Genomic DNA, 14,911 nt, shown 5'->3' with positions numbered 1-14,911 from the left:
GACCGCCATACGGCAACGCGGTGATCAGCAGCAGGAGGGCCACCGCAACAACGGTTTTGGGTCGCGAGACGGCCAGCCGCGCGATTTTGTCCAACATCAGTGCCTCCTGCCAGGTCGGCGTTGCGTATCGAGCGTAGGGAGTAGTCGGCAATTATGTTGTTTGCTGAAATGCTAGGGAGGCCGATTTAGCTAGTTCTAATGAAAGTTTGAGTTGCTTGCCGTACATAGTGATGGACTCGGGAGACAACATCTCGAGATGCCCGCAGTCGACCGGGTACTTAGTGATCTTGCCAGTGACATGTGGGCGCCACTGTAGAGATAGATCCCAACTGGTCTCATTTTGTGTTGAGTAAAATATGTCCATATCGCCATCAAATACCCCGGGAACGTGCTCCACTTGATACCAAACGCTATTCTTCATGTTCTGCATGAAGAACTTCAAGAATGTCCGGAGTTGTGCGATTGGAAGAGGGATTTGGTTATGGATTAGTTTCTCTACGCGTTCGTAAATAAGAGGTTCCGACGGCTCTGGATTGCCTATATGAAGGTATCCCAACATTAGTTCCAGCACGTAACTCTCGCCGATAGCTCCGAATATTTGCTCTCTTGTGAGGCTGTTGTTCCCACCCGGCACAGCATCGAGCAAAATGAGGTTTGGAACTTCGCATCCGCGTCGACAAAGCTCAATGGCGACTTCGTGCGCAATGACACCTCCAAGAGACCAGCCGAGAAGGCTGTAGGGCCCACTTGGATGAACCGCTTGAAGCCGGTCTGCATACCGTGTCGCCATGCCGCGAATTGATTCAGGCTCGTCGTCGTGCGCTTGTTGAATGCCAATGATGGGGCAGTCCAAGTAGTTACCTAGAGGCTGATATGGCCAGGCAAGCCCACCAGCTGGATGAAAACAGAACAGCGGAGCGCCTGTCCCTTGCTTGAGGGTCTCAACCGGAGCGATTTCGACTGAAGCGACATCTGCGCACAACTGCTGACTCAGGCAACTGACGGATGGAGCTTCGAACAGGATACGCACCGGCAGTTGGGTATCCAGGGCGTGGTTTATCGCGGCGATCGCTCGCATTGCGGAAAGCGAATTCCCGCCCAGGTCGAAGAATGAGTCGTCGACTCCGACGCGCTCGAGCCCGAGCACCCGGGCGTAGATGCCGGCGAGGACCTTTTCGGTCTGGGTCTGCGGTGCCCGGAAGGTGGTTGCACCAAATACCGGTGCCGGCAGGGCCTTTCGGTCGATCTTGCCCGATGAGGTCAACGGGAACTCGCCGAGCACCACGATCTGGGTCGGCACCATGTAGTCGGGCAACCTTGCGCTCAATCGCTGACGCACCGCGCTGATCTTTGTGTCGGTTTGGGGGTCGTTGGCGTGGCTGACGCCTTGTTGGGCCCCGGCGGGGGGCAGGTAAACGTCGGTCAGGGGGCCAGGGTCGGTGGGGGCGGTGAAGACGGCGTCGAGTGTGCCGCCCTGGGCGCCCCAGGTCACGGCAACGTGATATCCGGTGGTTTCGCCCAGGCGGTGCAGTTGGTCGGGGGTCGCGGTCCCGGGGGCCTGGACGAGTGCATCGGCCAGCCGTAGCCCCGCGGCCAGGGCCTCTTCGACGCAAACATCGGTGATCAGCCCGGTGCGCGGGATCGCGGCGACGCGAACCGCGGCGGGACGCTGGGATACCAACTGGTCGTGCAGTCCACCTAGGCCCGCGCATTGGGTCCACGTCCAGCTGGGCGCGGTGGCCATAGACCGTACCGGGGTGGGGGTAGTGTGGATGGTGGCGTCGTAGCGGTACCGGTTCAGTTCATTGTCGGCCGATCCGCGTTTGACTTGAATGTCGAGTCCGGCCACGGATGGGTGCGCGGCGGCCCAGGTGGTGAAAAACTCTGGGGCTAGCAATAATTCGGGTTCGCTGACCATGGCGCGGTGGACTCGCTGGCGGATCTCGGCGGTGTCAGTGGCGTGGGCGATCGCGACACCAGTTTGAAACGCTCGCTGCAGGCTGTGGTTGCGCACATCGCCGACGAACAACGCCCCACCCGGTGCCAGCAGGCCGATAGCGCTGTCGATGACATCAGCCAGATAACGCGCACTGGGGAAGTACTGGACCACCGAGTTGAGAATGATGGTGTCGAAGTAGGCCGGCGGCAGCGCCTCGCTGACATGCGCCGGCTGCACCTGCAACCGCACCCGATCCCTCCACGGCTGCGCAGCCACCGCCGCCTGCAAGGCCTGAATCGCCTTCGCGGAGAAGTCCGTACCCCAATACTCGACACACGCCGGGGCTACGTGCGCAAGCAATAGCCCCGAGCCCACGCCGATCTCCAACACCCGCCGTGGCCGCAGTGCCATGATCCGATCCACCGTGGCCGAACGCCACTCCATCATCTCCTCGAGCGGAATCGGATCATCGGTGTAGCTGCTGTTCCAGCCCCGAAAATCCATGCCGAACCCCGACACTCCGTCAGCGCCGTACAGGTCGTCGTAGATGTGTTGCCATTGTTCGACGATGTCGGCGTCGTGGTCGGCTGTGGCGGTGTGCTCGAGCGTGATGTACGCGACGAGAACCGAGCCGGTGTCGCTATGGTGCACACTGGCGGCGGCCTGGCCAACTTGCGGGCAGGCCAGCAGGGTGTTTTCGATTTCGCCGAGTTCGATGCGCTGTCCGCGCAGTTTGATCTGGGCATCGGCGCGGCCCAGATAGTCCAGCGTGCCCGCCGGTGTCCACCGCACCAAATCCCCGGTGCGGTACATGCGTGCTCCGGTGCAACCGTAGGGGTTGGCCACGAACCGTTCGGCGGTCAACTGCGGCCGGCCCACATAGCCGTGCGCCAGCGCGGGCCCGTCCAGATACAGCTCGCCCGCCACCCCGACCGGTGCAGGGTTCAGCCGCGCGTCGAGTACCAGCGCGCACACCCCCGGGATCGGAGCGCCGATATCCACCGGCTGTCCCGCCGACAGCGGCGCACACGTGACCCAGATAGTGGTCTCGGTCGGGCCGTAGGCGTTGAACATCCGCCGGCCCGGCGCCCAGGCGGTCGCCAATTCTGTCGGGCAGGCCTCCCCAGTGGTGATCAGCGTGTCCAACCCGTCCAGACGGGTCCGGTCCAGCGTCGCCAGCACCGTCGGGGTGAGTGCCGCCGCGTTGACCTGATGGCTTTCCAGCAACCTGGTCAACGCCTCCCCGGCATATGCGTCCGGCGGCACCACCACCAACGTCGCCCTGGCCCCCACCGCCAACAACATCTCGCCGACCGACACATCAAAGGTCGGCGCGGCCACCATCAGCAGTCGCGCATCCGCGCCTAACCCGATCACCTCGCCCAGCGCCGCCGCCCCCAGCAGACCGGCGTGGCTGACCGCCACCCCCTTGGGGGTGCCGGTGGAGCCCGACGTGAAGATCACATGGGCAGTGGTGTCCACCCCCAGCACGGCCAGCCTGTCGGCGTCGGTGATCGGATCGGCGCACCGCCCGGACACATCCAGGCGGTCGATGCGCAGCACGGGGCGCGCCCCGGCCCCGGCCAAAGTATCGGCGCCACAGGTCATTACGCACATCGCGTCCACTGCGTCCAACACCGTGGCAATCCGCTCGACGGGATAGGCCCGATCCACCGGCACATACGTCCCGCCGGCCTTCATCAGAGCCCACCAGGCCACCACCAACTCCACGGACCGATCCATCGCCACACCCACCGCGCGCTCCGGACCCACCCCCGCCTCGATCAGCAACCGCGCCAACCGCGTCGACCACTGATCAAGCTCGCGATACGACAGTTCCCGCGCACCGTCGATGACCGCCGCCGCATCCGGGTCGGCGGCCACCGCGGAAGCCAACAACTGCGGCGCCATCCCCACGGGCGCGCCCACCCCAGCACCAGACCACCCCGACAGCACCAGATCACGCTCATCGCGATCCAGCAGCGACACCGCCCCCACCTTCACCGACGCATCGGCCACCACCGCCTCGATCACCCGGCCAAACCAGCAGACGAACCGCTCGATGGTGGCCCGATCAAACAGATCCGTGGCATACGAGACCACCCCGACGGCCATCGGTGCGGCCGGGTCCACGGTGGGCACCTCGCTTAGCTGGAAATCCAGGTCGAATTTCGCGGTGCGGGTGGACACCGGAATCTGCTCGACGCTGACGCCGTCGAGCGCCATGTCTGGGCGCACGTTGTTCTGGAAAACCATGAGCACCTGAAACAGCGGATGATGCGCCGTGGAGCGCACCGGGTTGAGCTGCTCGACAAGCCGCTCGAACGGCACATCCTGGTTACTGTAGGCATCCAGCGCCTTGTGACGCACCCGCTCAAGCACCTCACTGAACCGGTGCTGGGAGTTCACGGCCACCCGCAACACCCACGTGTTGACGAAGAACCCGACCAGATCATCGAGCGCCTCATCGCGCCGCCCGGCAATCGGTGCGCCCATCACAACGTCCTCGCACGCGCCGACCCGGTGCAACACCACCGCCGCCACCGCTTGCAGCACCATCGACACGGTCGCGTTATGCGCGGCCGCCAGCGCCTTGACCCCCGCCCACACCGGCGGGTCGAGGCGCACCTCCACCGCATCACCGCGGTAACTGGGCACCGGCGGGCGGGGTCGATCAAGGGGCAGCGACACCACCTCGGGCAACCCAGCCAGCCCATTACGCCAGTACCGCAACTGCCCAGCGATCGCGCTGTCGGGCTCAGACTCTTGCCCCAGCAACTGGCGCTGCCACAATGTGTAGTCCACATATTGCACCGGCAACGGCGCCCACTGCGGGGGCCGGCCCTTCAGCCGCGCCCGATACGCCTGGCCCATATCCCGGACCATCGGAGCCATAGACCAGCCATCAAAAGCGATGTGATGCACCACAATCCCCACCACATGCTGCTCGGGGCCCACCGAATAGACCTGTGCACGAATCGGGATGTCCGCCGACAAATCAAACCGATACCCTGCCAGCGCCGCCAACTCGCCGGCCACCTCCTGCTCCGGCAACGACACCACCATTGCGCCACCGTGCAGCCACATCCCGGCCCGAGCCGGCAACACCTCCTGGAAGGGCACACCGTCCATGTCGGGAAAACGCGTGCGCAACGATTCGTGGCGGGCGATGACATCATCGAGGGCGGCGCCCAGTGCCTCAACATCCAGCGGCCCGCGGATCCGGAAAGCCGTCGGCATGTTGTAGGTCGCTACCCCGTCCTCGAACTGATTGAGGAACCACAACCGGCTCTGGGCATACGACAGCGGAACCACCTCGGGCCGCTCACCAGCCACCAACGAAGCCAGCCGACCCGAATCACAGATGCGGGGCGCCAGCTGGGCAACTGTGGGCGCCTCGAACACGGCGCCCACCAAAAGGCCGGCATCCAAAGATTTGTTGACCGCGGCGATCACCCGCATCGCTAACAGTGAATCCCCACCCAGCTCGAAAAACGACTCATCCACTCCGACGCGCTCGAGCCCGAGCACCCGGGCGTAGATGCCAGCGAGGATCTCCTCAACTGGGCGGGCGGGGGCCCGGTAACGATCGGCATCCTGGTATTCGGGTGGCGGCAGGGCCCGTTTGTCGAGTTTGCCGTTGACCGTCAACGGCAGCTCCGGCACCACCACCACCGCGGCCGGCACCATGTACGCCGGCAGCCGCGCGGCCAGCGCGGCACGCAGTGCGGCCGGGTCAGCGGTGCCGGTGACATACCCCACGAGGCGCTTATCAGCGGGGTGGTCCTCGCGGGCGATCACCACGGCCTGCGCCACTCCGTCCAGCCCGGCCAACGCCGTCTGGACTTCACCAAGCTCGATGCGGTATCCGCGGATCTTGACCTGCTCATCAGCACGGCCCAGATACCGCAGCTGCCGATCGGCGCCCCAACACACCAGATCCCCGGTGCGATACATCCGCGCCCCCGCACCGGCGAACGGACACGCCACAAACCGCGACGCGGTCAAACCCGCCCGGCGCACATACCCACACGCCAGCCCACGACCGGCCACATACAACTCCCCGACCACCCCGGCGGGCACCGGGCGCAACCACCCATCCAGCACAAACAACGCCGCCCCCGGCACCGGCGAGCCGATCGGCACCACGCCCGACCCCGCCGTCAGCGGCGCACTCAGCATCACAACCATCGTCGTCTCGGTCGGGCCGTAGGCGTTGATCATCACCCGCCCCGGCGCCCACCGATCCACCACCTCGGCCGGGCAGGCCTCACCGGCCACCACCAACGCCGTCGACTCCAACCCCTCCGGGGAGAGCAGCCCCACCGCCGAGGGAGTCTGGGTGAGCACGCTGACGCGTTCGCTGACCAGCAAAGCGTGGAAGTCTTCCGGCGAGCGTGTCACTGAGTCGGGCACCACCACCGTTCGCCCACCATGTAACAGCGCACCCCAGGTCTCCCAGACCGACGTGTCGAACCCATAGGTATGACACTGCGTCCACACCCCCGCCACCGGCAGATATGCATCCAGTGACGCCAGCAGCTGGGTGACGTTGTGGTGGCTGACCGCCACCCCCTTGGGGACACCGGTGGTGCCCGAGGTGTAAATAAGGTAGGCGATGTCCCCGGCGGCCGGCGCCGGTAGTGCCGTGCTGGGTTGGCTGTCAACAGCGGGGTCGTTGGCATCGATGACCAGCAGATCGCACCCGTCCAGCCGCGGACGCAGGTCCGCCGTGGTGATCGCGGCCATCGGCGCGGCATCGGCAACCATGAACTCCATCCGCGCCGAAGGCAGCCCCGGGTCGATCGGCAGATAAGCCGCCCCGGTCTTGAGCACCGCCAAAATCGCCACGACCGCCTCGGCCGAACGCGCCAACAGCAGCGCCACACACTGCCCCGGGCCCACACCCTGGCCGGCCAAAAAATGCGCCAACCGGTTAGCAGCCTCATCAAGCTCGCGGTAGGTCCACGAGTTTTCTCTGCAGCTGATCGCCACCGCCTTCGGGGCGCGGGCCACCTGCGCGGCAAACAACGCAGGAATCGACACCGGCGCGGTCGCCGGCTGGGTCAACACCGCCCGGTTACCCCACCCATCCAGCCGGGCGCGCTCAGCCCCGTCGAGCAGCTCCACCGACGACAACAGCCGTGTCGGATCGTCGGTCATCGCCACCAACACCCGCTGCAACCGCTGCGCTAAATCAGAGGCGTCAAAATCCGTATACGGCTGGCCCGAGCCCACGGTGCTGAGAAAAAGCTGCCCATCGGCGTTGAAAAAGAACAACCCAACGTGGTCCACGCGGCCGACAGTGGTGTATGACGCCGCTGCAGTAGCCTCCGCAAACGGCAGAATAGTTGTCGAAGGGAAGAAATTGACCCCCACCCTATCGGCAGCCTGCCCTGGGCGACGCAGGTGGACTTTGCGCTCAAGAATATGCACCGGAAACCGTTGATGCTGCAGCGCTTCTCGTATTCGCGTATCAACATGTCGACAAAAATCGGCAACCACAGACCCCGGCGCAATCCGCAACACCAGCGGCACAAACCCGGTAACCATCCCGGGAAACGTCTTGGACGCGGAACTTGTGCGTCTGCTGACCTGGAAGTCGATCACCACTTCGTGGGCGGCGTCAGCACTCCATCCACGCATTAAAAGCGCGCAGGCAGCTGTGATCACCGAGTTTCGACGCACGTTCAACACTTCAGATAGCTCTTGGACTAGGCCAAGAACCGCAGGGTCCAATCGAACCGGCGCAGAGACCGAATGCGAATCACGCTCGCCCGCAGCCTGTGGCAACCGATAATTCGGCTCGTTTTCCGATGGAAGATTACTGGACCAATAGGCCTGATCTTCGAGATAATCGCTGGACGATTCGTATTCTAACTCGGAAGTAACCAAGTCCTGCAGCGACCCGAAGAAAGCAGGAGACACCGGCGCGCCAGAAACCAGCGCAGAGTAGATCTCCGCAATCCGATTAGAAATGAGCCTAATGCCGGTTCCGTCGATGACGATGTGATGAATGCACGTGAAGAGGTGGAATTGATCCAGCCGCGTCTGGAACAACGCAAATTTGAATAGCGGGCCAGTGAACGGCATCGGCGTGCGCTGAATCGACGACGCTAGCCGGTAGGCTTCCTGCACCGGATCCCGCGAACAGCTGAGGTCATAGCAGGCAAGCTCGACATCCGGGTAATCGATCGTTCTTTGGAAAACCTGACCGTCCACCTGCAAGAAAGTCGCCCTGACCGGTTCGGCCTCTCGGACCACTTGGCAGATCGCCGACTCGAGCAAATCCGGCTTTACCGTGCCCTCGATTACCACGAAATGGCCCATCTGCCACTCCGTACCCGAGCCAGCCATTTCCTGCGCCAGCCATATGTCCAGCTGTCCCTGCGTCAGCGGAAGCGCCTGCTCGTCAAGCTTCATCCGAACCCTTCCAAACGAAACCAGTTAGGCACCAAAAGCCCGGCCCGAAGCCAACCTTTCTCGCAGACTCCTCGGCCGTATATCGGTCCAGTGCTGTTCGATGTAGTTCACACACGCAGCGCGGTCCGCCTCGCCATAAATCACCCGCCAGCCGGCTGGAACGTCGGCGAAGACCGGCCACAGGCTGTGTTGCTCCTCATCGTTGACCAAGACGAAAAAAGCGCCATCCTCATCGTCGAACGGATTGGTGCTCATGCCTTCCCCTTCCGTGTTTGGGGTTGTCGCCGATTCATTGTCATTCACTTTCGGTGCGACGAGCGCAGTAGTGCACTACTGCGATCTGCAGGCTGGATTCGCGCCCCTACCGTCGGACCTGGCCAGCGCCACCGTCACCGCGGTCACCCCGACACTGGTTGCGCTGTCCCAGGAGTCATCCGCGGTGCGCGCCACTACAACCGCTCCGCGATCACAAAGTCGGAGGAGGCATCGTCATCGTCGGCCAGCGGCACATTCTTAATCCAGCGGCCCAGCCGGCGCATCTCGTCGGTCGACCGCTGCACGCGAGCGCGCCAGCCGTCGTTGTTGAGCCAGTCCGCGACGTCCGCGCGGTGGTCGTCGCGATACATCAGCTCCCCGACGTCGACGATTTCCTCCAGACCGAGCTCGTCGGCCACCTTCCTGAACCACTCACGCACCTGCTGTCGCCGCTCTGCGGTCTCAGCCGAGACCCGGCTTCCAGCCGGACTCAGCTCGCCGATCAGGATGAACAACCGGTCCTGAGCCTCGGCGGGCAGGTTAATCAACAAACCCTCGGCCAGCCACGCCGTGCGCGCCGCGGGGTCAAAGCCAGCGGCACGCAGCGCGGCCGGCCAGTCCTGACGTAGGTCGATGGCCACCTCGCGGCGATCGGCCGACGCCGTCACGCCGTTATCCGCCAACGTCGCGGACTTGTAAGCCAGCACCTGAGGCTAGTCGATCTCATACACCGTGGTGCCGGCTGGCCAGTCCAGACGGTACGCGCGTGAATCCAACCCCGAGGCCAGAATCACCACCTGCCGGATCCCGTCGGCGACGGCATCTTTGAAGTAGGTGTCGAAGAAGCTGGTCCGCACCGCCTGGTAGCTGCGCATGTGCTCTAGCCGTGCCGCGGACTCGGCGTCGAGGGCCTCCACCCTGGCAGCAACCGCTGGGTCGAGCATGGCCTCCCAGAAGACGCCGGCGCCAGTGCTGGTGATCAGCAGTTTCGCGTACGGATCGCGGATCAGCGCGTCGGGCCGCTCGGTTTCGACCGCTCGGGCTGCAGCGACCATCACAGCGGTGGTGCCGACGCTGCTCTCGATGTCCCAGGTGTCGTCGTGGGTACGCAATGAGCTCATCACGTGCTCCTTGGTCAGCTGGATGGCTCACCTCGGCCATCTGGTCAGCATGCATCTGTCATCGTCGTACCGACTGAGTAGTGTGCTACTGAAATCGTCAACGGACGACGAGCGCACGCCGTCAGCTGTGCCGTCGACCACACACGCTCACAGCGACCGCTCACGCAAGACCGCGCTATCTGAATTCCGCTGCCCAGCTTGAGCGTGGCATCAGGGCCGACTTGAGCGGATGGGTGCGCCAGCGCCACCACCGCGCCGCGACGGAGAGCAGCACCGCAATGCCGCCCTGTAACCGCCGACCGCTGGTCCAGCCGTACCGACAAGCGATCCGAGCGAGTAGACCGAATCTAGCCTTTCGAGGTCTTAGCGCCTGACAAGATGCAAGGGAATGCCGCAACAGATTCAAAGGGTGGCGGATGCTCGAAGTGATCGACAAGGGGTCTTCCAGCGAAGCCCACCAAGCGGCCCTGCTCTTCGTGCACGGTGCCACACTCGGCGCATGGACCTGGCAAGATAATTTCTTCGATTTCTTCGCGGACAACGGTTACAGAGCAATCGCCCTGAACTTGCGCGGGCATGGCGGCAGCCCAGTTTCGAAGCCACTCAACAAATGCACGATCGCCGACTACGTCGACGATGTTCGTTCCGTCGCCGCGACCCTGCCAGCCACCCCCGTCCTGATCGGTCACTCCATGGGCGGGTTCATCGTGCAGAAGTACCTGGAGACCGGCACAGCGCCCGCCGCCGTCCTGGTGTCGTCGGCACCGCCGCGAACCTGGTTCCTCACCGGGCTACGGTTGGCGCGGAAGCACCCATGGCTGGCACCAAAGTCGCCACGACGCGTAAAGCGCTAAGCATGTATCCGGCCTCGGCGCACATGCGCGAAATGTTGTTCTGCGCACGCACTCCCGAATCAATTGTCGAGCAATGTTTCACTCGACTCCAGGAAGAGAGTTCTCGAGCGCTCAACATGGACATGGGCCTGTTGAACCTGGTTCGCCCCCGGCGCGTGACAACGCCGATGCTGGTCCTCGAAGGCGCCGACGCCGCGTGGGGTCGCCGTCCGGCGAGGGAGACCGCCCGTGCATATCACACCGAACCCGAGTACTTCCCCCACATGGGACACAACATGATGCTTGAACCGGGCTGGCAGGCAATCGCCGAAAGAATCGACGGTTGGCTCGCAGCCCAGGGGCTATAAGAGCAAGATCGCAGAGAGACGCCATTGATTCACAACCTAGCTAACCGGCGGCCCGCCACACCAAAGGCTCCCGCGCAGGCACTCCCGGCCACAGGTCACACCCGGCCACACGACAGCCCACAACATCACAGCGGCGGATGCATATGTTTTCGTGATGGCGACTCAGTATGGCTACTGAAATCACCCCGTCGCGGCTCGCGGTTCCCGTCTTCAACTTCGCCCGTTGGAAGTGGCATTCGACGGCGCGTACGGACAGTGTCAGTCGCTCGGCGACGGCGCGAGGGCGACGGTTACTAATACGCCGAGCCCCGTCGTCAGCGAGGGAGCGCTCTACGGCTCCACCATCGGCGCAGCAGACTCCTGGGGCGGCGCCGGGCGTGAGGGTTGGCCGCGTTGCGCGCGGTCGGCTAGTTCGCGGGCATGCGCCTGCTGCAGCAGCAGTCGGGTTTTGCTGACCGCGCGGTCGATGCGGGTCAGCTGGTCAGTGTCCCAGCGCACCACCCGCCCCTGGCCCATCTGCATAGGGCCGTCCCCGCCGTAGATACAGTCAGCCCCCGGTATGTTGCGGCTCAACGGCGTCGAAAGGAACGCGCGGATCAAGGTGCGCACCACGCCGCCGCTGACGCGGCCGCTGGGCCCGGAAAACACTATCCAGGCTTCGAAACTGCCGATGTCGCGGGGCACAGCCCAGAAGTAATAGTGTTCGCTGAAGGAATCGTATCCTTCACCGGGACCAATGTAGATGAACCCCGGCAAGTAGTAGGTGAGTTTGTCGACGTGCAGCGGGCCGGGATGCCGATTGGGTTCGGTGAAGTAGGCCTGTAACCCCCCGCCGGGAAGGGTTTTGCCGTCGATGCCGCCCCACCCCTTCTGGTCGGCTAAGGGCAGGCAGTTGCGGTGCAGCACGCCGAAGTGCGCCAGATCGGCGGCGGCGTCACTCTGATTGAGGTAGTTGTAAGGGAGTACCGCTCGGAATACCACTAGATGTTTTTGGCTGAGCACGGTGGCGGCGTGCGGGACGGCCTGCTCGACCGGGTCCGGAGTGTTGTCGCCCATGTAGACCCAGACGATGCCACCTATCTCCTGCACCGGATAAGCGCGCGCACGGATCCTGCCGCACGCCGGATTGTTGGGCTCGGTCAAATGCGCCACACAGGTGCCGGCCCCGTCAAACGTCATGCCGTGATAGCGGCAGGTCAGCGTGCCCGGGCGAAACACCCCCACCTGCCCCAGCGACAACAACGCCGACCGATGCGGGCAGCGGTTTTCCAACGCCCGCGCCACCCCATCGCCGTCACGGAAAAACACCAGATTGTCCCCGGCCAGTGTCACCGGCACGACGCTGTTGTTTTTCAGCTGGCGGGTCTGCAGCGCCGGGTACCAATACTCCCGCAACCCCAAAAACGGGATCTTGTCCCAGTTGGCCCGCACATACTCCCACGGCACATCGGCCAGCGAGTGCGGCTTTTCGGCCACCCCGTAGGGCAGCTTCCAAAACCGGTACATCGCCAGGCTGCTGCTGCGCAACGGCTGCAGCCGCGGCACATCCAACCGCTCACGCAGACCTGGCAGCACCCCCACCGCCCGGCGCGCCGCCGCGCCGAGCTGATAGCCCAGCACCGTGCGGGCCCGCGCCAATATGCGCACCGGCGGCAACACCGCCGCCAGCTGCGCCTCGCTCACCGGTAACGGTCGCTCGCGTTGGTTGAGTTCATTAGCCATCTGAGCAGCATAGGATGAGTTTTCGTGATGCCGACTCAGTAGGGCGATACTGCAATCTTGATTCTCATGTATAGAAACTCTTAACCGCACCGCCTCGCGAGTGCCCTGCGCGGAGTCTGGTTGGTTGAGGCGTGACATCGGGTTTTGGTGGCGGCGGACGGGAGCGGCCGAGCGGACGGGAGCCGCCACCAGCGAAGCGTCGAGTTCACGTCGTCGATCACCCAGGATAGGCGTTGTCGGCCCCGAGTTCCGCGGGCACGGTTGAAATCCACAGAAGGTGGAATCCCCTCCCACACCAAACATTCCACCCATGAAGAATCAGATTTCGCAGTCACCGCGTGTGCATCTCTCCACGACAAAGACCGGTACCGGGCACGATCCAATACGTCGTGCCACACCGAGGACATCCGCTGGTGGCCGGCGGCTTCGGCACGCTCGGCCGCGAACGTGCGGCGCGGACAAAACCCGATTTGTGCGCAGCACCGGCCACGACTACTGGACGGTGACGAGCTTAACGATGGTGCCGGCGCTGCGGCCGAGATGTTCAAGGGCCAATTTCCCTTTAGCCTCGGTGGCGCGTGACGGGTAGCCGATGACTCCGGTAGGCGTGTAGGCCTCGATGCCGAGGGTGGTGAGGTACCGGCGGTCGGTCGCCGTGTGGTCGGTGGTCTGCCAGCCGTCGCGGAGGTAGTTCGGGTAGGCAGCCAGCAGGATGGACGTCTCGAGTTCGCCGGCGTGCATGTCGTCGTGGCTGCTGCTCGTAATACCTGCGGCCGCGCGAGCTTCGACCCAATCCTCGCGGCTCGGGTAGAGGCCGATCCTGATGCGGCCATTGCGCTGATTGGCTTGTTGAACGACGTTGGTGAGCACCGCGTTTCCGCCGTGGGCGTTGACGATGACCAACCCCGTTGCCCCCTGCTGAACAAGCGAATCAGCGACGTCGGAGACGAGTGCGGCAAGGGTCGTCGGGCTAATGCTGAGAGTGCCGGGGTATGCGGAGTGCTCGTGAGAGCAGCTGAACGTGATGGGCGGAAGTTGAAAAGTACTGTGGTGTTGACTGATTGCTGACGCGACCGCGCAGGCGATGAGGGTGTCGGTGCCCAGGGGTAGATAGGGGCCGTGCTGTTCGAAGGAACCGATCGGCAGCACTGCGAGCGTCGTGATCGCGGCGGTGTCGCTGGTGCTGGTGTCGGGGATGACCGGGCGATTCATGTGGCGACTCCTTGAGTGGCGTTCTTTATCCGTCCGGCCAATTGCTGCAGGACAAGACTGCGGTTACGCCGTCGGCGTTCTCTCACGAGTGTGCTCGCCAGGGCGAGATGTCGGCGGGCCCTCTGGCACGGTGCTGCAAGGTAGGCCGCCATGGCACTGTCGGCCTCTGCGAGCGCAATCGAGTATTCGCCGACCGCAATCAGCGCGTGGAGCATGCGCATCCCCGCGACGGCGTGATCGCGGTGCTGGCTCGACGTCCAGCTGTGCCGATGTTTGGCCAGCAGCGCAAGTGCCTCTTCGGGCCGGCCGACGCGCAGATAGCCGGAGGCGATGTCACTGGCGATGTAGGCGGCGTGCGCGTAAATAGCCCGGTCCCCGGGGACGGGCTCAATGGCGCCGAGCTCCAGTGCGACAGCCGAACGGCGTTGGCATCGTTGCGCGAGGACACAGATAGAGGCACGCCGATGACTACCGCAAAATTCGCCGGTCGCGGCGCCACCATTCAACGCCGAACTACGCGATGGTATCCGACGTCGACACCATCTGGCGGCGCTGAGCGCAGTTCCACTGCTCATCCCGAAGACGCCCGCGAACGCCGACACAGTCGTCAAGCTGCTCGACTCCTGCGGCCCCGGCAACTTGTGTCTGACATACCTCGACGTAGCCGACTCCCCAATGCACATAGGTGAGACGCTCTCGGGTGTGCAATTCTTATCCGGGACGTCCATCGGTTACGAGGCACTCGAGCTGAACCTCGGTTACGTAGACGGGCATCATTTCGCCGGACCGTGCCCAGACGTTGATAGAGAACACGGCCGCCGCGCTGCGCAAGGCCGCAGCAGAGGCGATCCCGACCATGCACGTGGGCTGACGATGTCAGGGCGAGCAGACACATCCGGTTCTGGCGCAAGTACGCAACGCCGACCTGGCAGGAGGCACTGATGTTGGACAAAATCGCGCGGCTGGCCGTCTCGCGACCCAAAACCGTTGTTGCGGTGGCCCTCCTGCTGCTGATCACCGCGTTGCCGTATGGCGGTC

5 protein-coding genes and 2 pseudogenes are annotated in these 14,911 nt (G+C 64.0%); 1 reads left to right on the top strand and 6 read right to left on the bottom strand.

What is annotated here, in order from left to right; all coding sequences use genetic code 11:
* Nucleotides 1-151 precede the first annotated feature (151 nt).
* The 3 genes and pseudogenes from ACLP9N_RS09570 to ACLP9N_RS09560 all read right to left on the bottom strand — a co-directional run bounded on the left by ACLP9N_RS09570 (nt 152) and on the right by ACLP9N_RS09560 (nt 9,738).
* Nucleotides 152-8,362 carry an amino acid adenylation domain-containing protein gene (locus ACLP9N_RS09570; RefSeq protein ID WP_442407180.1) on the bottom strand — a complete coding sequence of 2,737 codons (8,211 nt, stop codon included), beginning with the start codon at nt 8,360-8,362 and terminating at the stop codon, nt 152-154.
* A gap of 24 nt (nt 8,363-8,386) precedes the next feature.
* Complete coding sequence (locus ACLP9N_RS09565) at nt 8,387-8,617, bottom strand: MbtH family protein (protein WP_442407181.1); 231 nt, start codon at nt 8,615-8,617, stop codon at nt 8,387-8,389.
* Nucleotides 8,618-8,811: 194 nt separating this feature from the next.
* Nucleotides 8,812-9,738: pseudogene (locus tag ACLP9N_RS09560) on the bottom strand (class I SAM-dependent methyltransferase).
* 416 nt (nt 9,739-10,154) lie between these two features.
* Between ACLP9N_RS09560 and ACLP9N_RS09555 the strand changes: the two are divergent.
* A pseudogene (locus tag ACLP9N_RS09555) lies at nt 10,155-10,939 on the top strand (alpha/beta hydrolase).
* Between the two features lie 330 nt (nt 10,940-11,269).
* Here the strand turns inward: ACLP9N_RS09555 and ACLP9N_RS09550 are convergent.
* From ACLP9N_RS09550 to ACLP9N_RS09540, 3 genes are all read right to left on the bottom strand, one after another.
* Nucleotides 11,270-12,661 (bottom strand): Rieske 2Fe-2S domain-containing protein, encoded by a 1,392-nt coding sequence (locus ACLP9N_RS09550; RefSeq protein WP_442407179.1) that lies wholly within the window; start codon nt 12,659-12,661, stop codon nt 11,270-11,272.
* 492 nt (nt 12,662-13,153) lie between these two features.
* Nucleotides 13,154-13,873 carry a creatininase family protein gene (locus ACLP9N_RS09545; protein ID WP_442407178.1) on the bottom strand — a complete coding sequence of 240 codons (720 nt, stop codon included), beginning with the start codon at nt 13,871-13,873 and terminating at the stop codon, nt 13,154-13,156.
* The gene (locus ACLP9N_RS09540; protein WP_442407177.1) at nt 13,870-14,379 is read right to left on the bottom strand and encodes a hypothetical protein; all 510 of its coding nucleotides are present in this window, start codon (nt 14,377-14,379) and stop codon (nt 13,870-13,872) included. Before ACLP9N_RS09540 ends, ACLP9N_RS09545 begins: the two co-directional genes overlap by 4 nt.
* Nucleotides 14,380-14,911 lie beyond the last annotated feature (532 nt).

This window comes from Mycobacterium sp. (assembly GCF_052144515.1).
In the GTDB taxonomy this organism is placed as follows: domain Bacteria; phylum Actinomycetota; class Actinomycetes; order Mycobacteriales; family Mycobacteriaceae; genus Mycobacterium.
Note: the sequence above shows the minus strand (reverse complement) of the source record. Positions and strands in the feature narration are given on the sequence as shown.